The sequence below is a fragment of the Xylanibacter brevis ATCC 19188 genome, assembly GCF_000621725.1.
Lineage (GTDB): Bacteria > Bacteroidota > Bacteroidia > Bacteroidales > Bacteroidaceae > Prevotella > Prevotella brevis.
Genome location: NZ_JHXM01000013.1, coordinates 78,598 through 101,124, shown reverse-complemented (window position 1 = coordinate 101,124; position 22,527 = coordinate 78,598). Strand labels below are relative to the sequence as shown.

Here is a 22,527-nt window from a genome sequence, read left to right as displayed (position 1 = left end):
TCAAACCTTCCGGATTACTTCAGTGTTCCTGCCTCGGCAGCCTTGATCATGGCCTCAGAAGCATACATATAGATCTCTACACGACGGTTCTGCTGACGACCTGCAGCTGTTGAGTTGTCGGCAACGGGGTTGGTAGAACCCTGACCGTCAGCTACGCGGATCTGTGAAGCGGCAACGCCCTGTGCGAGCAGGTAGCTCTGCACGGCCTTAGCGCGGTTTACAGACAGAGGATTGTTGACAGCGTCAGAACCAGTGCTGTCGGTGTGGCCATAGATGGCGATATCGCAGTCTGTGTTGTTCTTCAGCAGTGTAGCGCACTGGTTCAGGGCAGCCTTTGAGTTAGCGTTCAGGGCATACTTACCAGTAGCGAACAGGATACCAGAGTCGAAGGTCAGCTTCACGGCCTGCAGACCGTTAGCGTCTGTTACAGACTCTACCTGTGCATTCTTCACAGCCTCAGCCTGAGCCTTTACTTTGTCCATGTGCTTGCCGATGAGGGCACCAGTACCGGCACCTACAGCGGTACCTACAGCAGCACCTACAGCGGTGTTACCAGCAATCTTACCAACTACTGCACCCAGCACTGCACCACCGGCTGCACCAATTGCTGTACCCTTGGCCAGATTGTTACAACCTGCCATCACCATTCCTGCGCAAAGAGTCAGGATAACAACTTTCATTTTCTTCATAACTTTAGATTATTTATTATTAATAAAAATGTTAAACGCTTACGATTTCGGTGCAAAGATAGAAAAAATTCCTAATTCGCAATAACTTATTCTCAATTATTTTGTACCTTTGCACCAAAATTTTTAAAATTTCGAAGAAAAATGGCAAAAGAACTAAAAGAATTAACAAAACGTGCCGACAACTATAGCCAATGGTACAACGACCTTGTGGTCAAGGCCGACCTGGCCGAGCAGTCGGCCGTGCGTGGATGTATGGTCATCAAGCCCTATGGCTATGCCATCTGGGAGAAGATGCAGCACGAGTTGGACCGCATGTTCAAGGAGACTGGTGCGCAGAATGCCTATTTCCCCTTGCTCATCCCTAAGTCGTTTCTCAGCCGCGAAGCCGAGCACGTAGAGGGTTTTGCCAAGGAGTGCGCCGTGGTTACCCACTACCGTCTGAAGGCCACCGAGGACAAGAGTGGCGTGGTGGTTGACCCCGCCGCCAAGCTGGAAGAGGAGCTCATCATCCGCCCCACCAGCGAGACCATCATCTGGAATACCTATAAGAACTGGATTCAGTCTTGGCGCGACCTGCCTCTGATGTGCAACCAGTGGTGCAACGTGATGCGCTGGGAGATGCGCACACGCCCCTTCCTGCGCACCTCTGAGTTCTTGTGGCAAGAGGGCCACACGGCTCATGCCACCCGTGAGGAGGCCGAAGAGGAAGCTAAGAAGATGCTGCACGTCTATGCCAAGTTTGCCGAAGAATGGATGGCCGTGCCCGTGGTACAGGGCGTCAAGAGCGAGACCGAGCGCTTTGCCGGTGCACTCGACACCTACACCATCGAGGCTATGATGCAGGATGGTAAGGCTCTGCAGAGCGGTACCTCGCACTTCCTGGGTCAGAACTTTGCCAAGGCTTTCGACGTGACCTATTTAAATAAGGAGAACAAGCCCGAGTATGTATGGGCTACCTCATGGGGTGTCAGCACCCGTCTGATTGGTGCGCTCATCATGACCCACTCTGACGACAACGGTCTGGTTCTGCCTCCACGCCTGGCTCCTATCCAGGTGGTTATCATCCCCATTGCCAACAAGCCTGAGCAGATGGAGATTGTCAACAAGGAGGTGCAGCCAATCATCGACGAGCTGCGCCAGAAGGGTATCAGCGTGAAGTTCGACGATGCCGACAACAAGCGTCCTGGCTTCAAGTTTGCCGACTACGAGCTGAAGGGTGTGCCCGTGCGCTTGGTACTGGGTGCGCGCGACCTGGAGAACGGCACCATCGAGGTGATGCGCCGCGACACACTCGAAAAGGAGACACGTCCTATCGAGGGCATCGCACAGTATGTTGAGCAACTGCTGGAAGACATCCAGAAGAACATCTTCGAGAAGGCTAAGGCCTATCGCGACAGCCGCATCTACGAGTGTGACAACTACGAGGAGTTCAAGGAGAAGGTAAAGGAGGGCGGTTTCTTCCTCTGCCACTGGGACGGCACTGCCGAGACCGAGGCTAAGATCAAGGAAGAGACTCAGGCCACCATTCGCTGTGTGCCTTTCGGCGTAGAACAGACACCTGGTGTGGACATGGTGAGCGGCAAGCCTTCTAAGGCACGTGTGATCATTGCTCGCAGCTACTAAGCCACATCAAGGCTATGAAAATAAGAAAGGGACTCTCACGAGCCCCTTTTTTTTAGTCTTCATTCTCTGTGGTAGAGGTGCTGACTGGGAAGCGGCGCTTCAACACGCACTTCGACATAAACTTACGACTGGTCAGCTCTTCGTCCTTGGCATTCTCTGGCAGGAAACGAATGTGGATGCCTTTCACAAAGGTGTTGACGTCGTAATCCTCGAGCGTCATGGAACCGGTGCCCTCGAAGGTGGGATAGAAGGTGCCCAGTCCGTCGAGCTTCACGCCAACGCCCTGCATCACCATCTCGCCGAGACACTCCACCATCTCTTCAATCACGCCCTTGATGGTTGAGGTCTTGTAGGTGCCGTTGTGCGAGGCAATGTGCTGGGCAAAGCCCTTCAGGTTGAGGGTGTTGTTGATCACGGGTTGTGCATACCATTTGCCAAACATTTTTGAGTTCTTGACCAGGTTCTGCTTCACGTCGTACTGCATAGCAATTCTCTTGTTTGCCATAGTTTTTAAATGTGTTTTTAATGGTTAATAAAATAGATTTTTTATCTCGCATCTTATGTTCTTTAAGATGCTACAAAGATACAAAATAATTTTCAAATAACCAAATATTTACACAACTTTTTCTAAAGAAATATTTTAAGTTTTTCAAGCCCAAGTTTTGAATACCGGAAAAGCGAGGTTTTGGCTACGGGAAAGCGTCGCTTTGGTTACGGAAAAGTGGGGGTAGGGTTACGGGAAAAGCACCCCACCCCCGCCTGCCTACAGTTTGCGATAGTGACCCTGCGACACACGCTCCACCACGCCACACTCGGTGATGAAACTACCCACGTAGCGCTCGGCCGTGCGACTGGATATGTTCAGTGCGGCCGCCACTTCGACATACTGCTTGTGGGTGAACTCGCCAGGCAGTGAGGTCAGCAACTGATACTCCTGCGCACCCATGGCGCGCCCGTTGGTGCCCATGGGCGTGCGGTCGTGGGGCAACAGGCGGCTATAGACATAGGCCGTATGGTTAATCAGACACGAAGCGATGGCAATGGCCGTCTGATAGTCGGCCTCACAGCACACCAGCGGTTCCTGGCGCTCATAGTGCTCCGTGAGCCGCCCCTCGTGGCGCAGCACGGTGAGCACCATGGCGATGCGATAGGTCACCAGTCCCAGTCGCTTGACGAAGGCCTCGAGGTCGTCGCCATAGAGCCCTATCTGCTCGTCGTAGAGCGGACGGAAGTAGCGGTTGAAAGCACCCTTCTGTTCGGCATTGAGCGTGAACACCAGTGGGTGGTCGGCAAACGAGGCCAGCTCGTCATAGATGCGCTTAAACCTGCTGCCGAAGCCCTTCATTCGGTCGTAGAGCGTCTCTTCGCAGTCCTCGAACACGTCGCGCCAGCCGCGGCCCTTTTTCAGCAGGTAGAACACGAAGCGGTTGGCCAGTCCGTTCTCCACCTTTTGGGGCGAGAGCAACGTGGGCAACTGCCCAGGTGTGCAGGTGATGAAAGCCGACAGGCGTGGTTCGGCTATATAGACATGCTCGTCGTCCTTGCGCCGGCTGTAGTCGATGACCTCGTGGTGGAAGGCCTTGCGCAGCCCACTGCTATAGTCGCCATAGTCCTGCTTGATGGCCGTGGCCATGGTGTCGGCCTCGGTCTCGAACACGGCGCCCCACCCCTCGTTGGCGGCCAGGTCCTGATAGAAAGCCGTGGCCGAGGCGTTGACCGAGATCAACGGTGTGCGGTAGGGCGGTTCCTCGGGTTCGGTGGCGTTCTGGCGCTCGCGCTTGTTCAGTGCGTCATACTGCGCCTTGCGCTGGCGATAGTCGCGTCGCAGCGCCTCGCTTTGGTTTCTCACCTGGTTCACCACAGGCGACACCACCGACAGGCAGGCCGGCAGCACACCCTTGTCCGAACCCGAGGGGGCCACCACGAAGGCATAGAAGGGCGGGTACACCCTGCGACGGTCGTACACGCCGAAGACATTGGGTGTGAAGCCCGACATCAGGTTGAGCGTACAAAGCAACATCTTGTCGCGATCTTCAGCCGTTTCCTGCATGCGCACCAGGTCGGCCAAAAACGAAGGCAGCGCCTCCATGTCCAGCCCGTCGCTGAAGGTCTGCCTGAACGGCAACTCTTCCGCCAGTTTCGCCATTCCGCCAAGCTCCTGCGAAACGACGTTTTGCATGGCAATACCTCCAATAGTTCCATACATACCACACTTATTATCAGTTGTTTTCATTCGCTCGTTGCCATTTTGCTTTAACGCGTCCCATTGTTCCGCATAGGTGTGGCGAAGTGGCGAAACTGACGGAAACTGGCGGCTCACTGCGCTGAGATCTACCCCCGCCTGCTGCGCCATCTGGAAGAAGCTGGCGATGGTGGTTCGGCCGTCATGTTTCCTCAGGCATTCCTGCCACTTGCGTTCACACGCCTCGGCATCATACTTGGTGCTCTGTGCCGAGAGCTGATGAAACAACTCGCCACCCTCGCTGCCCAGCCCGTCGGCCAGCGCAAAGCCCAGGCGCAGCCAGTCGTCGTACGTATCTGCCACGTTGGCTCCGCGCTCCAGCAAGAGCTGGCCCACGGCCTTCACCTTGGCCACCGCGTCGGTGGGGGTCATGCTGCTCTGGGGAGTGGCAGCCACTGCTGCGGCAGCTACACTGTCAGTGTTTGCACCCGAGGCCGCTGCCCATGCCAGGGGATCAAAAGTAGATAGATTTTCCATGATTAAAAATGTTTGATTAAGTCAGTTCGTAAATACGCCTCGGGGTCGTGAGGCAGAAAACAAGCGCGCGACACGTTGGCACACGCGGCATCCACCTGCTTCTCGGTGAGGTGGTAGGAGGCCATCAGGTAGTTGCGCAGCGCCTTGAACCACGTCTTGTGGTCGCAGCGCTCCAGGTCGATATGCACAAACCACTTCAGCCCGTCGCCCGAGGGCGAGCGGAAGAGCAGCAGCGTCTCCATCTGCTTGTCGTCCACCAACAGCCGAAACAGTTCCTCGCAGCGCTCGCCCAGCCCGTCGAGGTCTATGCACATCAGTCCCGAGTGGCGTAACAGCGACTGGTCGTTGCAATAGGCAAACACGCCCGAGGGCGTCACATAGTCGAAGTGCTCGGCCTTATACTTTCGCGCCTCGTCGTGGTCGTCAAAGTGGCGCAGCGCCTCAGTCTCGAGCCGTGCCCATCCATTTCTGACGTAGTCATAGACCTCAAACAGCGTCATCGCCTTTGCTTCCGGTCTTTTGTTTGTGATCGGCTTCCTAAAGAAGCTCATCCGTGCCTCGGCAGCATTCCATGTGCTCCGAGGCGTTTGAAAAGAAGTTTCCATCATACAATACCTAGATTTTGGTGTATGAGGTTTACTCTTCTCGCACCAACGGACTTCGGCATAGAAGAACTTTCACCTTGTCCGTCCCCATGGCCCGTGCTCGGTTAGCGCCACAGGTGTCGAATTCTGGGCGCAAAGATAGAAAAACGCCTCAAAATACGAAAAGACATAAAATTTGTTAAAGAAAAGAGGCACTTTTAGCCAAAAAAAGACACCTAAAAGCACAAAAAAAGACCTGACTCCACAAAAGAACCAAGCCTACATAGGGGAAAAGACGGGAAAGGGGCTACATCTCGCAGATCACTCGGGCCATGTCGTTGAGCGCCAGGCACTGGTCGCGGCGGATGGTGAGGCGCTCGTTGTGGTGGGCCCATGGAGCAAGCAGGAGCAGTTGACCGCGGGCACAGGCCTCCATGCGCTGTCCTCCGGGCTTCGCGAGGTCTGTGAAGCCATTCTCCTGAAGCACTATCAGCGGCAGGCCAGCCTCAAAGGCAGCACGCATCACGGCCTTCTCGCCCCGAGAGATGCAGGGCGACACCAGCACAGCCCCTGCGCGAGCCTGCTCCAGCCACCACGCCTGCTTCTGGGCTATCTCCTCGTCGGTGAGGCGGCGCGAACACTGCACCTGCAGGCGCACAGGGCGCTGCAGCAGGAAGCGGTTGCCGATGGCGGAGTACTGCTGGTCGCCCACCACCAGTCCGCGCTGCACGCGGAAGAGGTCGGGTCGCTCGCGCTTCATCAGCAGTCGTCGGGGGTTATCGCGGAGGTAGTCGAGCCAGCGTTGTAGCTGCCCCTCGCGCAGCAGCAGCTTGTCGTTATAGCCGCGACTGAAGAGGAGCCCATGCGTGCGGTCCTCGCCGCGGCGGTCTTTCTTTGGCGGTAGGTTTTGTTGCGTTGGTGGTTCTGTTTGTTGCGTTGGTGGTTTTGTTTGTTGCGTTGTCAACGCAACAGACGGGACGCCAAGGATGAGCTCGCGGTAGTGCTGGTTGCACTTCTGCTTGAAGCCGCGGAGGGCCATGCCTAGCGGCTGCTCCATCTGGCTCCGCACGAAGAGCACCACATGGAGGTGGTCGGGCATCATCTGCAGCGCCACCACCGATATTTCTGGATGATGGGCGGACGTGGCCATACACTCGTCATAGACGCGCTGCCCCAACGGCGAGAGCACCATCCGCGGCGCATCGCCGCTGTCGGCAGGCGCCTCGCTCCTGCCCGTCACCACACCCAAAAGCGGACGACGGCCCTCCACCGTCATCGTCACCATATAGATCATACGGCCGGTGTAATCGTGCCCCACACAGCGGCGCTGCATGGAGGGCTTCTTAGGCCCCGCAAAGGCCTTCTGACTCTCGTAAACTTCGTGCTTCATGGTACGGGGGGAAAGGCCTATCCCAGCAGGATGCCCAAGCTGACTAGCAGGCCATAGATAAAGATGTTGCGAGCCGTCAAACCGAGCACTGCATTGAGCTCACGACCTTGCCATATCTCCTTCATCTTCAGATAGGCCAGGTAGTGAAGAAACAGATAGACGAACGAGAGGTCGTAGGCCATGCGGTGGTTGGTGCTTGTGTAGAGCATGCCCAACAAACAGGCTATCACGCCTACACCCAAATAGAGCCGCAAGGCTGCCTTAGCCCCAATGCGCACCACCAGCGTGTTCTTGCCCGCGAGGCGGTCGGTGTCGCGGTCGCGGAAGTTATTGACCAGCAGCAGCGCATCAATCACCAAGCCACAGGCCACCGAGTCTACGATGACCTCAGGGGTGAAGGTATGGAGCTGGATGTAATAGGTGATGCTGACGGGCACAATGCCAAAGAACACCAGCACCAGCACATCGCCCAGACCAAGGTACGACAGGTGGGTGGTATAGAGGAAACAGAACACCACGCAGAGCGCGCCAATGAGAATCATCTCGAGGCCTCCGTAGAACACCAATGGCAGTCCTACAAGACAGCCCACAATAGTGGTCATGGCAATGGCATGACGCATGCGACCGATGCTCACCCACCCCTGCGTACAGGCACGTTCAGGCCCCAGACGAGTCTCGCGATCGTCGGTACCCTTGGCATAGTCTATGTAGTCGTTGATAAAGTTGGCATCTATCTGCATGATAAAGGCAAACAACAGACAGAGCACAGCTGCCGTCCAGCTGAACACGCTGCCGTCATACTGCTGGGCATCACTCCATGCCAGCGAGAGACCAATCATCACAGGCACGGCTGCACCTGTCAACGTCTTCGGACGGGCAGCCAGCAGCCAGGCCATGGGGGAATCTTTCTGCACTTTCTGCCTTTTCTTCCATTTCTTCCATTCCATTTTTTTGGCTATTTTCTCGTTAAACGCTTGCAAAAGTAGATAATTATTCGTATATTTGCAAACATAAACCCCAAAATATTATGCTAAAGAACACAGCAAGTCTCGACCTGGTGGAATTTGTTGAGACCCAGATACTGCCACAATATGCCCAGTTTGACAAGGCGCACAACATGGAGCACGCGACCCGCGTGATACGCCGTTCGCTGGAGTTGGCACGCTCTACCGGTGCCGACATCAACATGGTGTATGTCATCGCCGCCTACCACGATCTGGGACTGACCGGCCCACGCGCCATACACCACATCACCAGCGGAAAGATACTGGCCAGCGACGCCCGACTGAAACGCTGGTTCTCGGCCGACCAGATCAGCATCATGCGCGAGGCCGTGGAGGACCATCGCGCCTCGGCATCGCGGGCACCGCGCAGCATGTATGGCAAGATTGTGGCCGAGGCCGACCGCGACCTGTCGCCCGAGGTGGTATTCCGCCGCACGGTGCAGTTTGGACTGTCCAACTACCCCGAGCTGAACAAGGAGCAGCAGTGGCAGCGCTTTGCCGAACACATGGAGAGCAAATACTCGGTGCGCGGCTACATACGCCTCTGGATACCAGGTTCGCAGAACGAGCAGAACCTGAACCAGCTACGCAACATCATAGCCAACCCCCGACTGCTGAAGGAGGCATTCGAAAAATACTTTAGCGAAGAGGTTAACGCGTAAGGAAATAGAAAACGCATAAAGCGACCAGCAGCACGAAGAAGACAGAGAGCTTCAACATGCAGCTGGTCACTTTCTTTACTACCAAAACCGCCACCATGATAAAAAGCAATATGGCAGCGTAGTACATCCAACTATCCATAGAGAGAATTAATGATGCTTAAACAATAGACGGAAGGCCGTGGGTACGGGGGTCTCAAACTCCATGCGCTCGCCCGTGATGGGGTGCGTGAAGCACAACAGCCAGGCATGCAGACAGAGACGATGCAGGGGATCGTCGCCATTGCCGTACTTAGGGTCGCCACACACGGGATGGCCCATATCGGCAGCATGCACACGGATCTGGTTCTTACGTCCGGTCTCGAGCTTGAACTCCACCAGCGAGTGATCGGTGGTGCGGTCCATCACAAAGAAATGGGTGATGGCCAGCTTGCCGCCATTATCCACAGGCGATGAGTAGGTGACGTAGGCCTTGTTATCCTTCAACCAGTTCTGAATGGTGCCTTCGTTCTGCTCCATCTCACCACTGAGCACAGCCACATAACGGCGGTCATAGACAATCTGGTGCCAGTTGTGCTCCAATATCTGTTCGGTCTGTATATCCTTGGCATAGACCATCAGGCCACTAGTGTCGCGGTCCAGACGGTGCACCACATGCGCCGTGCAGCGCTGATGCGTCTTCTTGAAATAGTCGTCGAGCACGCTCTTGACGTTCAACGACGAATGGCCGGCAGCCATCGACAGGATGCCGATATTTTTCTCTACCACCACCAGCCAGCGGTCCTCATAGACAATCTTCACATAGCGGCTCTTGAAGCCTCGCTGATTGCGCTTGGTCTTGCTCACAGCCACCTTCATGCCGGGCTGCAGCTGATAGTCGAACTGAGTGACCGTCTTGCCATTCACCTTGACGCCCTGTCCCTGGAGCGTGGCCTTCACCTTGGTGCGACTCTGCGACACGTTGGCCAACAGAAACTCGAGCAACGGCTGAGCCTCGCTGACGGTGAAGTGATCGTACTGTCCCTCTGAATTATTTCCAGTATTCATTCTCATACGGGGTGCAAAGTTAGTGGAAACCAAGCGAAAAGCAAAATAAAATACGATTTATTTTCACTTTACGGCGGTAGAGCGGGAAATAATTTGGTAGAGTGGAAAATTATTAGTAACTTTGCAGCCAAAATAAAATTAATAAGGTAAAGAGAAGATGATTACAGTCACCAATTTGGCAATTCAATTTGGAAAAAAGGTTCTCTACAAGGACGTGAACCTGAAGTTTACAAACAACAATATCTACGGCGTTATCGGTGCCAACGGCGCCGGTAAGTCAACACTGCTCAGAGCCATCAGCGGCGAGCTGGAGCCCAACAAGGGTACCGTGGAGCTGGGCCCGGGCGAGCGCCTCTCGGTGCTGGAGCAGGACCACTTTAAATACGACGAATTCACGGTGATGGACACCGTGCTGATGGGACACCAGCCCCTGTGGCAGAACATGAAGGAGCGCGAAGCCCTGTATGCCAAAGAGGAGATGACCGAGGAAGACGGTGTGAAGGCTGCCGAACTGGAGATGGCCTTTGCCGAGATGAACGGTTGGGAGGCCGAGAGCGAGGCCGCACAGCTGCTGCAGAACCTGGGCATCAAGGAGGATATTCACTATGCACAGATGGCCACCATCTCTAACAACGAGAAGGTGCGCGTGATGCTGGCAAAGGCGCTGTTTGGCCACCCCGACAACCTGTTGCTCGACGAGCCTACCAACGACCTCGACCTGGACACCGTGCAGTGGCTGGAGGAATACCTCGCAGGACTGGAGCAGTGTGTCATGGTGGTGAGCCACGACCGTCACTTCCTGGATGCCGTTTCTACTCAGACGGTGGATATCGACTTCGGTAAGGTGACGCTGTTCTCGGGTAACTACTCTTTCTGGTACGAGTCTTCTCAGTTGGCACTGCGCCAGGCTCAGAACCAGAAGCTGAAGGCCGAGGAGAAGAAGAAGCAGCTGGAGGAGTTCATCCGTCGATTCTCTGCCAACGTGGCAAAGAGTAAGCAGACCACCTCACGCAAGAAGATGCTGGAGAAGCTGAACGTAGAGCAGATCACACCTTCTACACGTAAATACCCCGGCATCATCTTCCAGATGGAGCGCGAGCCTGGTACACAGATTCTGGAGGTAGAAGGACTGAAGGCTTTGGACAGCGACGGATCAGTGCTGTTCGACAACGTGAACTTCACCATCGAGAAGGGACAGAAGACCGTATTCCTGAGCCACAACCCCAAGGCTATGACGGCGCTCTTCGAGATTATCAATGGCAACCGCCAGGCTGACGCCGGTACCTATAAGTGGGGCGTAACGATTACAACGGCCTACCTGCCTCTGGACAACACCGAGTTCTTCCAGTCGGAACTGAACCTGGTGGACTGGCTGAGCCAGTTTGGCAAGGGCAACGAGGTGATGATGAAGTCGTTCTTGGGACGCATGCTGTTCAAGGAGGAAGATGTGCTGAAGCACGTGAACGTGCTCTCGGGTGGTGAGAAGATGCGCTGTATGATTGCACGTATGCAGCTGAAGAACGCCAACTGTCTGATTCTGGACACACCTACCAACCACCTCGACCTGGAGTCTATTCAGGCCTTCAACAACAACCTGGTGGGCTTCAAGGGCAACATCCTCTTTGCCTCACACGACCATGAGTTCATCCAGACCGTGGCCGACCGCATCATCGAGCTCACGCCAAAGGGCACCATCGACAAGCTGATGCAGTATGACGACTATATCTACGACGAGGCCATCAAGGAGCAGAAGGCTAAGATGTATGACATCTAATCAACGTGGCATGCTTTTTGCATGAACATGATTGAAACGTAAAAACATAAGCAATTATGACAGAAAAAGACATAAACATCGAAGAGCAGGAGCAGACCACTGACCAAGTGGCAGCCGAGCAGGAGAACACCGAGAATACGGAGAACACCGAGAAGGCTGAGAATGCTGACGCTGCCGAGAACGCTGAAAAGCAAGACGAGGCCGAGCAGATCATTGCCGACCTGAAAGATAAGTATCTGCGCACCATGGCCGAGTTTGACAACTTCCGCAAGCGCACCATCAAGGAGCGTCAGGAGCTGATACTGAACGGTGGCAAGAAGACCATCACCGCCCTACTCCCCGTCATCGACGACATGGAGCGCGCCATGGAGAACGGCAAGAAGACCGACGACATCGAGGTGCTGCGCGAAGGCATGCAACTGATCTACCAAAAGCTGATGAAGACTCTGGAGGCTCAGGGCGTGACAAAGATTGAGACCGAGAATGCCGACTTCGACACCAACCTGCACGAGGCCGTGGCACTGGTTCCCGGCATGGGCGACGACAAGAAAGGCAAGGTCATCGACTGCATGGCCACCGGCTATAAACTGAACGATGAAGTAATCCGCTACGCAAAGGTAGCTGTAGGACAATAAACCAATGGCACAGAAACGAGACTACTACGAGGTGCTGGGCGTCGAAAAGACGGCTTCAGAGGCAGAGATTAAGAAGGCATATAGAAAGATTGCCATCAAATATCACCCAGACCGTAACCCCGGCGACAAAGAGGCCGAGGAGAAGTTCAAGGAGGCCGCAGAGGCCTACAATGTGCTGCACGACACACAGAAGCGCCAGCAATACGACCAGTTTGGCTTCGCCGGACTGAACGGTGGTGCCGGTGATGGCTTCGGTGGCTTCGGCGGTGGCGCATCCATGAACATGGACGACATCTTCTCGATGTTTGGCGACATCTTCGGCGGTCATGGCTTCGGCGGTTTCGGCGGTGGCTTTGGCGGCGGAAAGGCTCGTCCACAGAAGCATCGTGGCGGCGACCTGCGCCTGAAGGTGAGACTGACACTGGAGGAGATCAACCAGGGTGTCACCAAGAAATTCAAGGTGCGCAAGGATGTGCCCTGCGAGCACTGTCATGGTACTGGCGCCGAGGGCGGCAGCGGCATGGAGACCTGTCCCACCTGTCATGGCTCAGGCGTGGTGACCCACACCACACAGAGCATCTTCGGTATGATGCAGAGCCAGGGCGTCTGCCCCACCTGTCACGGTCAGGGTCAGGTCATCAAGAACAAGTGTAAGCACTGCGGTGGCACTGGAGTCACCAAGGGCGAAGAGGTGGTAGAGGTGAACATCCCCGCTGGCGTAGCCGAAGGTATGGTGGTGAACATCTCGGGCAAGGGTAATGCCGGTATGAACAACGGCATCCCCGGCGACATACAGGTATTTATCGCAGAAGAGCCTCACGACACCTTTATCCGTGACGACAACGACCTGATATACAACCTGCTGCTGGACTTCCCCACAGCGACCCTGGGCGGCGAGGTAGAGATACCTACCATCGAAGGCAAGGTGCTGAAGGTGAAGATAGAACCCGGCACACAGCCCGGCAAGACCATGCGCCTGAGAGGCAAAGGACTGCCCGCTGTGAAGGGCTATGGCACAGGCCGTGGCGACCTAGTGGTGAACATTAGCATCTACGTGCCTAAGACCCTGTCGCGCGACGAGAAGAAGGCCATCGAGGCATTCAAGGAGAGCGACAACTTCAAGGGCGACAAGGAGACACGCGACAGCATCTTCCAGAAGTTCAAGAACTATTTCAACTAAAAGGGACCTATGACCTACGAAGAAGTAACCGAATACCTGTTCAGCCAGACCGCTAACTACGAAAGTCAGGGAGCTACTGGCTACAAAGAAGGACTGGAGACCACCATGGCTCTGGACGAACACTTCGGTCATCCACACAAGACGTTCCGTAGCATACACATTGCGGGAACCAACGGCAAGGGATCGGTGTCGCACACCATCGCAGCTTTCCTGCAGATCTGCGGCTACCGCGTAGGACTGTACACCTCGCCACATCTGGTGGACTTCAGCGAGCGCATCCGCGTGAACGGCACGCCTATACCCAAGGATTATGTGGTCAACTTTGTAGAAAGCGAGAAAGCATTCTTTGAACCTCTGCATCCCTCTTTCTTTGAAATCACAACGGCTATGGCGTTCAAGTACTTCAGCGACATGAACGTTGACATCGCTGTCGTAGAGGTGGGACTGGGCGGCCGACTGGACTGCACCAACATCATCACCCCTATACTTAGCACCATCACCAACATCTCGCTGGATCACACCAAACTGCTGGGTTCTACGCTCGAGCAGATTGCCTTTGAGAAGGGCGGCATCATCAAGCCTGGTGTCCCCGTGATTATCGGTGAGGCTACTCCTGAGACACGCAAGGTATTTGAGGAACTGGCCAAGGTGGCCGGTGCCCCTATCACCTTTGCCGAAGACGAACCCGCCATTGTCGAGTATAAGGCTCTGCCCGGTGGCATCATGCACTACAAGACAAACCGCAACGTAGAGTTTGATGGTGAGTTGTCTGGCACCTATCAGGTCAAAAATGCGAACACCATCATCAAGATGTTAGACAGCCTGATGGACAGTGGCTATCTGTCGTCATCCAACATCGAAGACAACATGACCAAAGGGGTGAAGGAGATGAACCAGGCCTTCATGAACGTAATGAGCATCACCGGACTGAAAGGCAGATGGCAGGTGGTCAGAAAGAAGCCCATGGTCATATGCGACACTGGTCACAATGCAGGCGCATGGGAATACCTGTCGAAACAACTGGAGGAACTGCCCTGTCATCAGTTGCGCATCGTGTTTGGCATGGTCGAAGACAAAGACATCTACAGCGTGATGAACATGCTGCCGAAGAATGCCACCTATTATTATACTAAAGGAAGCACCAAAAGAGCCTTCCCAGAGACCTCGCTGAAGGTATTTGGAGAGCAATTTGGACTGAAAGGCGAATGCTACCCCACAGTGGATAAAGCCTACGAGGCTGCACTTCAAAATGCTACAAGTGAAGATGTTATCTTTATAGGCGGTAGCACTTATGTTGTAGCCGACTTCCTGAAATCTCGAATTTAGGTGTTTTTAACAACATTTTTTTGCCGATATGTTTGCTCATATCGGCTTTTTTTTGTTCCTTTGCAACAAAGTTACAGTAACTAAAAACTTTTGATTATGGCGAACACAACAGAAAATGTGAATCTGTGTGGTCTGAAAAGAGAGGACTTTCAGACCACAGTCAACGGTAAGAAAACCGATCTTTACATCCTCCGTAACCGCAAGGGATACGAAGTAGCCATCACAAATTACGGTGGCGCCATTTGTGCCATCATGGTACCAGACAAAGACGGTAACGTTGCTAACGTGATTCAAGGTCACGACAATATCCAATCAGTTATTAATTCCCCAGAGCCCTTTCTTTCAACCCTTATCGGCCGATTTGGTAACCGAATCTGCAAGGGACAGTTCACACTGAACGGTAAGGAATATCAGTTGGCCATCAACAATGGTCCTAACGCCCTTCACGGCGGTCCTCGCGGTTTCCATGCCCGCGTATGGGATGCCAAGCAGATGGGCCCTCGCGCACTGGCTTTGCACCGCGTGTCGAGCTATGGTGAAGAGGGGTTCACCGGCGAAGTTGACATCACAGTAGAGATCACCTTCACCGACCAGAACGAGTTGGTGCTGGAATATCTGGCCACAACCAATAAGAAGACCATCATCAACCTGACACACCACGGTTTCTTCTCTCTGGCAGGTACGGCTGATCCCACACCTACTATCGACGATCAGATACTGGAGCTGAATGCCGACTTCTACGTGCCCATCGACGACACATCCATTCCTACAGGCGAGATTCTGAAGGTGGCAGGCACTCCCTTCGATTTCCGCACGCCAAAGGCTGTGGGCAAGGATATCGATGCTGACGACATCCAGATCAAGCACGGCGCTGGCTACGACCACTGCTTCGTGCTGAACAAGAAAGAAGAGGGCGAACTGAGCTTCGCTGCACGACTGACCGAGCCCAAGAGCGGACGCACCATGGAGGTTTACACCACCGAGCCTGGCGTACAAGTATATAGCGACAACTGGGCAGACGGTTATAAGGGTATCCACGGTGCCACATTCGGACGCCGCTCGGCTATCTGCTTCGAGTGCCAGCACTTCCCCGACAGTCCCAACCGTCCTTACTTCCCATCTGTCGTATTGAATCCCGGTCAGCGCTACAAGCAGAAGACCATCTATAAATTCGGAGTAACTGAATAGTAATCATAAACTAAAAACAAAAAATGACTTCAACAAACAACAACAGCAAAGTAATTGCCATCATCACGATGTGCTTCATCTTCGCGATGATCTCTTTTGTAACAAACATGGGTGCGCCCTTTGGCAACATTTGGGGCTTCACATATCCATTTGCTAAGGCGTGGGGTAACATGATGAACTTCGCCGCTTATCTGTTTATGGGTATTCCCGCAGGTAAGATGCTGATCAAGTACGGCTATAAGAAGACCGCACTGATTGCACTGGCCGTAGGTCTGATTGGTCTGGCTCTGCAGTATCTGTCGAGCATCGCTGGCGACGCCACCTATGTATTCACATATCAGGAGATTCCCGTTGCACTGAACCTGATCATCTATCTGCTGGGCGCCTTCGTTTGCGGTTTCTGCGTATGTATGCTGAACACCGTGGTGAACCCCATGCTGAACCTGCTCGGTGGCGGTGGCAACAAGGGTAACCAGCTCATCCAGGTTGGTGGCACACTGAACTCACTGACTGCAACGCTGACACCTATGCTCACAGGTATCCTCGTAGGTACGGTGACAGCTGAGACCAGCATGAGCAACGTGGCTCCATTGCTGTTCATCGGTATGGCCGTATTCGCCATCTCTTTCATCATCATCAGCCGCGTATCTATCCCCGAGCCTACTCTGGGCAAGGAGCAGCCACAGTATGAACACAGCCCATTGGCATTCCGCCACACACTGCTGGGTGTCATCGCTATCTTCTTCTATGTAGGTATCGAGATTGGTATCCCCATGCACCTGCAGTTCTACGTCACTGACCTGGGCTTCGAAGGCTCTGCAGCCGTTGGTGGTGTGATTGCCGGCATCTACTGGATCCTGATGATGGTTGGTCGTGCTACATCAAGTGTGATCTCTGGTAAGGTTTCTACCTCACTCCAGATGATTGTGGTATCAAGCTTGGCTATCGCCCTGCTGCTGATTGCCATCTTCATGCCCGAGAGCAGCACCGTGGTATATGATGGTCACGACATTCCCGTGAAGGCCTTCTTCATTGCAGCCTGCGGTCTCTGCACCTCTATCATGTGGGCCGGTATCTTCAACCTCTCTGTTGAGGGTCTGGGCAAGTACACCGAGGCAGCTTCTGGTATCTTCATGACCATGGTTGTAGGTGGTGGCATCATGCCTCTCATCCAGCAGAGCATTGCAAGCAGCACTGGCAACATCACCAGCTACTGGCTCGTCATCGCCATGTTGGCCTACATTCTGTTCTATGCTACCGTTGGTTGCAAGAACGTGAACAAGGACATCAACGTAGATTAATACTCTAATACAAACCTAATAAACTTAAAAACATTATGATTGATATCGAATTTGTAAGACAGCGCTTCATCAAGCACTTCGACGGAAAGACAGGTAACGTATATACCTCTCCCGGTCGTATCAACTTGATTGGTGAGCACACAGACTATAACGGCGGATTCGTATTCCCCGGTGCAGTGGACAAAGGTGTTACAGCTGAGATGCGCGCCAACGGTACTGAAGATACCGTTATGGCATACGCTATCGACCTGAAAGACCGTGTAGATTTCAAGCTCTCTGACCCCGCAGGTCCTAAGGCTTCATGGGCACGCTACATCTATGGTATCGCCCTGGAGATGAAGAAGCTGGGTGTACCCGTAAAGGGTTTCAACATTGCCTTTGCAGGTGATGTGCCCCTCGGTGCAGGTATGTCTTCTTCCGCCGCTATGGAGAGCTGCTTCGCTTGCGGTCTGAACGACATCTTCGGCGAGAACAAGGTTAGCCAGTGGGATATGGTACTGGCTGGTCAGGCTACTGAGCACAACTACTGCGGTGTAAACTGCGGTATCATGGACCAGTTTGCTTCTGTATTCGGTAAGGCAGGTTGCCTGATGCGTCTGGACTGCCGCAGCCGTGAGTTCGAATACTTCCCATTCAAGCCCGATGGCTATCGTCTGGTATTGCTCGACTCAGTGGTTAAGCACCAGTTGGCTGGTTCTCCCTACAACGACCGTCGCAACAGCTGCGAGAACGTAGTGAAGCACATCCAGGCTAAGCACCCAGAGGGTAAGTTTGAGACCCTGCGCGACTGCACATGGGAGCAGCTGGAAGAGGTGAAGGCTGAAGTAGGTGAAGAAGACTACAAGCGCGCTAAGTTCGTGCTGGGCGAGAAGGACCGCGTATTGGCAGTCTGCGACGCCTTGAACGAGGGCGACTACGAGAAGGTTGGTGAGATGATGTACAAGACTCACGAGGGTCTGTCAAAGGACTACGAGGTGTCTTGCGAGGAGCTCGACTTCCTGAACGACATTGCCAAGGAGAACGGCGTTACTGGTAGCCGTATCATGGGTGGTGGCTTCGGTGGTTGCACCATCAACCTGGTTCGCAACGACCTGTACAAGCAGTTCGTTGAGGATGCCAAGAAGAAGTTTAACGCTAAATATGGTCATGAGCCCAAGGTTTACGATGTTGTCATCGGCGACGGCTCACGCAAGCTCTGCTAATCATTAAGCAGCATAACACACGTTACGCAGATTGCGCAGGTCACACCCTGTGTAATCTGCGTAATTCAATTAATTATATGGAAGTCATGAATCGTCTTTTTCTAATTATCAGTCCCCTACTCTTCCTTTGTGGATGCACCCAGCGACAAGAGACAACACCAACCTATTTTGACGATATAGACACAGAAGGTCTGGTGACACAAGACACGGTCGGCACCAAGGAGCGCGATGAACAAATAGCCAAAGAACTGGAATACTATCTGGATCGTCACAACGTGCGTGACGAGGGCTTCGACATGGTGATACGATATGCAGAGGACGGTGATTCTACACAAGCTATCTATCTGCCTAAAGGGAGGGCGATGGCACGCAACCTGATGCATTGGCAGCACGGCAGGCGCCAAGGCAAGGGCGTAACCACCGACAGACAGGGCCGACTGATCATTGGCATGTTCAATGCCGACACACTGGTCAGCGGTATACGCATGGACGAGAAAGGCATCTATGCAGGCATGATGAACAGTGCCATGGAGGCCTGCGGACACGGCTCATACCGTTCGGTGGACGGCTCTTTCTACGAGGGACACTGGCAACATGACCAGCGCGAAGGCTTTGGCTTTAGTGTCAGCACCGCCCACCTGAAAGCAGGCCAGTGGAGCCGAGATGCCTTTCGTGGTGAGCGCATGCACTACACCAGCGAACGCATCTATGGCATCGACATCTCTCGCTATCAGCACGAGATTGGTCGCCGACGCTTCCCTATCGACTGGGCCCACCTGCGCATCACGAACATGGGCAGACGCATCAGCAGTCAGCGGGTGGACGGCGATGCCAACTACCCCGTCAGCTTCGTTTATATCAAGTCCACACAGGGAGCCACCATCACCAACCGCTATTTCGCCACCGACTATCAGAATGCACGCAAACATAACATACGTGTGGGTGCATACCATTTCTTCACGGTGGGAAAGGATGCCAGAGAGCAGGCCCACTACTTCCTGAAGAACACACAGTTTAAGAAGGGCGACCTGCCCCCCATGCTCGACATTGAACCCACAGACGCCATGATACGCAAGGGAGGCGGCCCGAAGAAGATGTTCAGCGACATACGCACCTGGATCAACATTGTAGAGCGCGCAACCCACACGCGCCCACTGCTCTACGTCAACCAGCGATTCATCAACATGTATCTGGACATGGCACCCGACCTGAAAGAGAAATACCTGTTCTGGATAGCCCGCTACGGCGAGTATAAGCCCGACGTCAGACTGGCCCTGTGGCAACTAAGTGACTGCGGGCGCGTGAAGGGCATTCAAGGCGATGTTGACCTGAACGTGTTCAATGGTTATCAGATACACTGGGACGATTTCCTGAGCGAGGAGACCATCAAATAGAAAAAAAATGCGTACCTTTGCATGCACAATAAATAATAAGACATGTATTTCACAGGAATTATCATTGCCTTCTGCACATTTCTCGCCATCGGCATATGGCATCCCATCGTCATTAAGACAGAATATCACTGGGGCACAGGACCTTGGAAGATATACCTGCTCATCGGCATCGTATGTCTGATAGCAGCACTGTTCATCGAGAATGCCATCATCTCGGCCAGCATCGGCGTGTTTGGTGCATCAGCATTGTGGGGCATCGGCGAACTCTTCGCTCAGAAAAGACGCGTACAAAAGGGCTGGTTCCCAATGAACCCTAAGCGTAAGCACGAATATGAAAACTGAGCTCATCCTGGTAGGTAAGACGGTGAACAAGCACTTCGTGGCTGGCATCAACGACTATGCAGAGCGTATAGGACACTATATGCCCTTCAACATCACGGTCATCCCTGAACTGAAGAACACCAAGAACCTCTCTGAGGAACAGCAGAAGACCGCTGAGGGTGAACTGATCCTGAAGCAGATACAGCCATCAGACACCGTGGTGCTGCTGGACGAACATGGCAAGGAGTTACGCAGCATCGAGCTGGCCGCCTGGCTGGAACAGAAGAGGAACACCGTCCGCCGATTGGTGTTTGTCATTGGTGGCCCCTACGGTTTCTCACCTGCCGTCTATGCACGTGCCAACGAGAAACTGTCACTCTCTAAGCTCACCTTCTCTCACCAGATGGTGCGACTGGTTTTCACCGAACAGATCTATCGTGCCTGCACCATCATCAAGGGCGAACCCTATCACCACGAATAGCAAGAGGATAAGGCTGGGTCTCCCACCCCGTCGATACACATTATAATAAATATAGGAACAACAAAAAAAGAGGACTCAAAGGTCCTCTTTTTTTCTTTGCGGAGAGTGAGGGATTCAAACCCCCGATACCCATAAGGGTATACCGGATTTCGAGTCCAGCGCGATCGATCACTCTGCCAACTCTCCGATTAAGTGAGTGCCATGCAAGCGTGCTTGCTAATGGCCGAGCGTGAGGAGAGAAAAAATTTCATTTTAGTTCTCCCTTTAAGTGCATGCAAAGGTAATACATTTTTCCGAACCAACCAAATGTTTATCGGGAAAACTTAAGAAGAAAGGCCAGAAACTGAGTTCTGGCCTTTCGAGGTATTATTTCTGTGGTTCTTCAAGTCTGCTACCAACCTCCTTAGCTAAACCACGAGCATATCTTGCGGGATAGCCAGGACGCACCGGTGTAGAACCGAGACCATACTTTGTACGTGTGAAACGACCGTTCTGTTCAGGCTTGATGGTCATATCATTGTACTTCACAATCAGATAGGTAGCCAACTGGCACCAGCGAGCCAGCATCTGGTCGGCCTTCTCTGCAGTATATCCAGTGAGATACTTCACACGAGCAGCCTCGTCGAGCGTCAGCGCCTTGTCCTCTACCTCTTTCTGAGCACAGAAGTATGAGTTGTCGAGCGAGTCACGTACCTGCTTCAGGCTGGGGAACATCATTGAGTAGCGGGGATAAACCATGTTAGACACCCAGTTCTGAACCCAGAACGCATTATCCATAGAGAAGTTCAACTCGTCAACACCAGGTGTGTTGTAAGGACGTGGCGACTCTGTAGCACAGCAATAGACGGGAGTGAATGGAGCCATGTTGCCATCATCGTTGGCAAACCAGAAGCAACCACCCACCTCACGGGGCATCCATGAACGCATCTGACTAACAAACACGAAGCCTGCCTGCTGAGTAGAAACAGGACGCTCATTGAAATACTTCTTGCCATCTACCTCGAAGAAAAGCGGTGTAGGACGATAAGGCATATCCCAGATACCGCCACCCATGTCCTGATCGAGAGAGAAAGGAGTGTTCTCGTAGTGGTCGCGCATAGCCTCCTCTACATCGTGAACAGTCAGTTTCTTGTTAGGCTTCACCCAGAGCGGCATCACCTCGGCATTGGCATCCTTACCCTCTGCCCAGGGGATATAGCGGTCCATACCATCAGCATAACGATTGAAGAAGGTCCACACGCGTGCATCACAGATACGACGACCAGAGAAGTCGGGAGCAGCATAAGCAGCGTTGTAGCTAAACTCAGCATCCTTACCGCTGAACCAGCCCATCTTACGAGCATAAGACACCACATTCTTTGAGTAGCGCACGTTCTCCTTATCCTTCATATTAAAAGTGGTGATACGACTCTGGTTAGCGTGTCCGCAGATCATGTCATCGGGAATACGCACAGCCACCCATACGGTGCGAGCCTTCTCCACCTTACGGTCGCTACCAGTACCCATCATCTCCATAATCCAAGCCTCGTTAGGGTCGCAGATGGTGAAGGTCTCACCACTTGAGTAGTAGCCATACTTCTCAACCAGTGAAGTCATCACATCAATAGCCTGACGGGCATTCTTAGAACGCTGTAGGGCGATATAAATCAGCGAACCATAGTCGATAACACCCGTGGTGTCGATCATCTCCTCGCGACCACCAAAGGTTGTCTCACCGATGGTCACCTGCCACTCGTTGATATTACCAATCACGTTGTAGGTCTCCTCGGCCTCGGCAATCTCGCCCAGGTACTTGTTGGTGTCCCACTCATACACTTTGCGCAGTTCGCCCTTAGCATGCTTAGCAGCAGGATAGTGTACCAATCCCTGGAACATGCCATAACTATCAGCACTATACGAGCAGATGACTGAACCATCGGCAGAAGCCTTCTTACCAACGATATAGTTGGTGCAGGCAAAAGAAGTTGTTGCCATCAAGGCAAAAAGAGGTAAAAATAACTTTTTCATTTT

General features: G+C 53.4%; 20 protein-coding genes and 1 tRNA gene. 12 read left to right on the top strand and 9 right to left on the bottom strand.

Translation table 11 applies throughout. From position 1 onward, the window contains the following. Window positions 1-14 precede the first annotated feature (14 nt). Complete coding sequence (locus T433_RS0108785; protein ID WP_027455540.1) at window positions 15-689, bottom strand: YiaD family glycine zipper/OmpA-like lipoprotein; 675 nt, start codon at window positions 687-689, stop codon at window positions 15-17. 141 nt (window positions 690-830) lie between these two features. On the opposite strand from T433_RS0108785, the gene proS reads away from it, so the two are divergent. Next, window positions 831-2,312: a proline--tRNA ligase gene (gene proS / locus T433_RS0108780; protein ID WP_027455539.1), complete on the top strand. Its 1,482-nt coding sequence runs from the start codon at window positions 831-833 to the stop codon at window positions 2,310-2,312. Window positions 2,313-2,364: 52 nt separating this feature from the next. Here the strand turns inward: proS and T433_RS0108775 are convergent, their stop codons facing one another. From T433_RS0108775 to menA, 5 genes are all read right to left on the bottom strand, one after another. Then, entirely contained in the window at window positions 2,365-2,817 is a 453-nt protein-coding gene (locus tag T433_RS0108775) for an HU family DNA-binding protein (RefSeq protein WP_027455538.1), read from the bottom strand. Window positions 2,818-3,075: 258 nt separating this feature from the next. Beyond that, entirely contained in the window at window positions 3,076-5,031 is a 1,956-nt protein-coding gene (locus tag T433_RS0108770; RefSeq protein ID WP_027455537.1) for a DUF3987 domain-containing protein, read from the bottom strand. A 2-nt stretch (window positions 5,032-5,033) separates the two neighbouring features. Then, window positions 5,034-5,639 (bottom strand): BT4734/BF3469 family protein, encoded by a 606-nt coding sequence (locus T433_RS0108765; protein ID WP_081778430.1) that lies wholly within the window; start codon window positions 5,637-5,639, stop codon window positions 5,034-5,036. A 283-nt stretch (window positions 5,640-5,922) separates the two neighbouring features. Further along, the gene (locus tag T433_RS0108760; RefSeq protein WP_027455535.1) at window positions 5,923-7,005 is read right to left on the bottom strand and encodes a hypothetical protein; all 1,083 of its coding nucleotides are present in this window, start codon (window positions 7,003-7,005) and stop codon (window positions 5,923-5,925) included. Between the two features lie 17 nt (window positions 7,006-7,022). Beyond that, window positions 7,023-7,952 carry a 1,4-dihydroxy-2-naphthoate octaprenyltransferase gene (gene menA / locus T433_RS0108755; protein ID WP_027455534.1) on the bottom strand — a complete coding sequence of 310 codons (930 nt, stop codon included), beginning with the start codon at window positions 7,950-7,952 and terminating at the stop codon, window positions 7,023-7,025. A gap of 80 nt (window positions 7,953-8,032) precedes the next feature. Between menA and T433_RS0108750 the strand changes: the two genes are divergently transcribed. Next, window positions 8,033-8,671, top strand: coding sequence for an HD domain-containing protein (locus tag T433_RS0108750; RefSeq protein ID WP_027455533.1), 639 nt, complete (start codon window positions 8,033-8,035; stop codon window positions 8,669-8,671). 147 nt (window positions 8,672-8,818) lie between these two features. Here the strand turns inward: T433_RS0108750 and T433_RS0108740 are convergent, their stop codons facing one another. Next, the gene (locus T433_RS0108740) at window positions 8,819-9,715 is read right to left on the bottom strand and encodes an RluA family pseudouridine synthase (RefSeq protein WP_027455532.1); all 897 of its coding nucleotides are present in this window, start codon (window positions 9,713-9,715) and stop codon (window positions 8,819-8,821) included. A 157-nt stretch (window positions 9,716-9,872) separates the two neighbouring features. Here T433_RS0108740 and T433_RS0108735 point away from each other — a divergent pair, with 157 nt between their 5' ends. The 10 genes from T433_RS0108735 (at window position 9,873) to rlmH (ending at window position 20,517) form a co-directional block, all read left to right on the top strand. Continuing rightward, window positions 9,873-11,489, top strand: a complete 1,617-nt coding sequence (locus tag T433_RS0108735; protein WP_027450031.1) for an ABC-F family ATP-binding cassette domain-containing protein — start codon at window positions 9,873-9,875, stop codon at window positions 11,487-11,489. A 56-nt stretch (window positions 11,490-11,545) separates the two neighbouring features. Beyond that, the gene (locus tag T433_RS0108730; protein ID WP_027450032.1) at window positions 11,546-12,124 is read left to right on the top strand and encodes a nucleotide exchange factor GrpE; all 579 of its coding nucleotides are present in this window, start codon (window positions 11,546-11,548) and stop codon (window positions 12,122-12,124) included. Between the two features lie 4 nt (window positions 12,125-12,128). After that, window positions 12,129-13,304, top strand: coding sequence for a molecular chaperone DnaJ (gene dnaJ / locus T433_RS0108725; RefSeq protein WP_027455531.1), 1,176 nt, complete (start codon window positions 12,129-12,131; stop codon window positions 13,302-13,304). A 9-nt stretch (window positions 13,305-13,313) separates the two neighbouring features. Beyond that, window positions 13,314-14,630, top strand: coding sequence for a bifunctional folylpolyglutamate synthase/dihydrofolate synthase (locus T433_RS0108720; protein WP_027455530.1), 1,317 nt, complete (start codon window positions 13,314-13,316; stop codon window positions 14,628-14,630). 96 nt (window positions 14,631-14,726) lie between these two features. Next, window positions 14,727-15,818 carry an aldose epimerase family protein gene (locus tag T433_RS0108715; RefSeq protein WP_027455529.1) on the top strand — a complete coding sequence of 364 codons (1,092 nt, stop codon included), beginning with the start codon at window positions 14,727-14,729 and terminating at the stop codon, window positions 15,816-15,818. A 23-nt stretch (window positions 15,819-15,841) separates the two neighbouring features. After that, a complete protein-coding gene (locus T433_RS0108710; RefSeq protein ID WP_027455528.1) occupies window positions 15,842-17,119 on the top strand; it encodes an MFS transporter in 1,278 nt (425 codons plus the stop codon). 38 nt (window positions 17,120-17,157) lie between these two features. Next, on the top strand, window positions 17,158-18,321 hold the full coding sequence (gene galK / locus T433_RS0108705; protein ID WP_027450037.1) for a galactokinase: 1,164 nt from the start codon (window positions 17,158-17,160) through the stop codon (window positions 18,319-18,321). An 86-nt stretch (window positions 18,322-18,407) separates the two neighbouring features. Further along, window positions 18,408-19,715 (top strand): GH25 family lysozyme, encoded by a 1,308-nt coding sequence (locus T433_RS15025; RefSeq protein WP_162164190.1) that lies wholly within the window; start codon window positions 18,408-18,410, stop codon window positions 19,713-19,715. A gap of 42 nt (window positions 19,716-19,757) precedes the next feature. Further along, window positions 19,758-20,057, top strand: coding sequence for a DUF4491 family protein (locus T433_RS0108695; protein WP_027455527.1), 300 nt, complete (start codon window positions 19,758-19,760; stop codon window positions 20,055-20,057). Further along, window positions 20,047-20,517, top strand: a complete 471-nt coding sequence (gene rlmH, locus T433_RS0108690; RefSeq protein WP_027450039.1) for a 23S rRNA (pseudouridine(1915)-N(3))-methyltransferase RlmH — start codon at window positions 20,047-20,049, stop codon at window positions 20,515-20,517. Before T433_RS0108695 ends, rlmH begins: the two co-directional genes overlap by 11 nt. 99 nt (window positions 20,518-20,616) lie before the next feature. Here rlmH and T433_RS0108685 read toward each other — a convergent pair. Beyond that, window positions 20,617-20,703 (bottom strand) — tRNA-Ser (locus T433_RS0108685). Between the two features lie 180 nt (window positions 20,704-20,883). Beyond that, window positions 20,884-22,524 carry a dipeptidase gene (locus T433_RS0108680; protein ID WP_027455526.1) on the bottom strand — a complete coding sequence of 547 codons (1,641 nt, stop codon included), beginning with the start codon at window positions 22,522-22,524 and terminating at the stop codon, window positions 20,884-20,886. Window positions 22,525-22,527: the final 3 nt, after the last annotated feature.

Coding starts and splice junctions, on each gene's coding strand:
- proS (WP_027455539.1), top strand. CDS start 831: ATGGCAAAAGAACTAAAAGAATTAACAAAACGTGCCGACAACTATAGC.
- T433_RS0108680 (WP_027455526.1), bottom strand. CDS start 22,524: ATGAAAAAGTTATTTTTACCTCTTTTTGCCTTGATGGCAACAACTTCT.
- T433_RS0108785 (WP_027455540.1), bottom strand. CDS start 689: ATGAAGAAAATGAAAGTTGTTATCCTGACTCTTTGCGCAGGAATGGTG.
- T433_RS0108695 (WP_027455527.1), top strand. CDS start 19,758: ATGTATTTCACAGGAATTATCATTGCCTTCTGCACATTTCTCGCCATC.
- T433_RS0108735 (WP_027450031.1), top strand. CDS start 9,873: ATGATTACAGTCACCAATTTGGCAATTCAATTTGGAAAAAAGGTTCTC.
- T433_RS0108765 (WP_081778430.1), bottom strand. CDS start 5,639: ATGATGGAAACTTCTTTTCAAACGCCTCGGAGCACATGGAATGCTGCC.
- rlmH (WP_027450039.1), top strand. CDS start 20,047: ATGAAAACTGAGCTCATCCTGGTAGGTAAGACGGTGAACAAGCACTTC.
- T433_RS0108715 (WP_027455529.1), top strand. CDS start 14,727: ATGGCGAACACAACAGAAAATGTGAATCTGTGTGGTCTGAAAAGAGAG.
- T433_RS0108730 (WP_027450032.1), top strand. CDS start 11,546: ATGACAGAAAAAGACATAAACATCGAAGAGCAGGAGCAGACCACTGAC.
- T433_RS0108740 (WP_027455532.1), bottom strand. CDS start 9,715: ATGAATACTGGAAATAATTCAGAGGGACAGTACGATCACTTCACCGTC.
- T433_RS0108760 (WP_027455535.1), bottom strand. CDS start 7,005: ATGAAGCACGAAGTTTACGAGAGTCAGAAGGCCTTTGCGGGGCCTAAG.
- T433_RS0108720 (WP_027455530.1), top strand. CDS start 13,314: ATGACCTACGAAGAAGTAACCGAATACCTGTTCAGCCAGACCGCTAAC.
- T433_RS0108770 (WP_027455537.1), bottom strand. CDS start 5,031: ATGGAAAATCTATCTACTTTTGATCCCCTGGCATGGGCAGCGGCCTCG.
- dnaJ (WP_027455531.1), top strand. CDS start 12,129: ATGGCACAGAAACGAGACTACTACGAGGTGCTGGGCGTCGAAAAGACG.
- menA (WP_027455534.1), bottom strand. CDS start 7,952: ATGGAATGGAAGAAATGGAAGAAAAGGCAGAAAGTGCAGAAAGATTCC.
- T433_RS0108775 (WP_027455538.1), bottom strand. CDS start 2,817: ATGGCAAACAAGAGAATTGCTATGCAGTACGACGTGAAGCAGAACCTG.
- T433_RS15025 (WP_162164190.1), top strand. CDS start 18,408: ATGAATCGTCTTTTTCTAATTATCAGTCCCCTACTCTTCCTTTGTGGA.
- T433_RS0108750 (WP_027455533.1), top strand. CDS start 8,033: ATGCTAAAGAACACAGCAAGTCTCGACCTGGTGGAATTTGTTGAGACC.
- T433_RS0108710 (WP_027455528.1), top strand. CDS start 15,842: ATGACTTCAACAAACAACAACAGCAAAGTAATTGCCATCATCACGATG.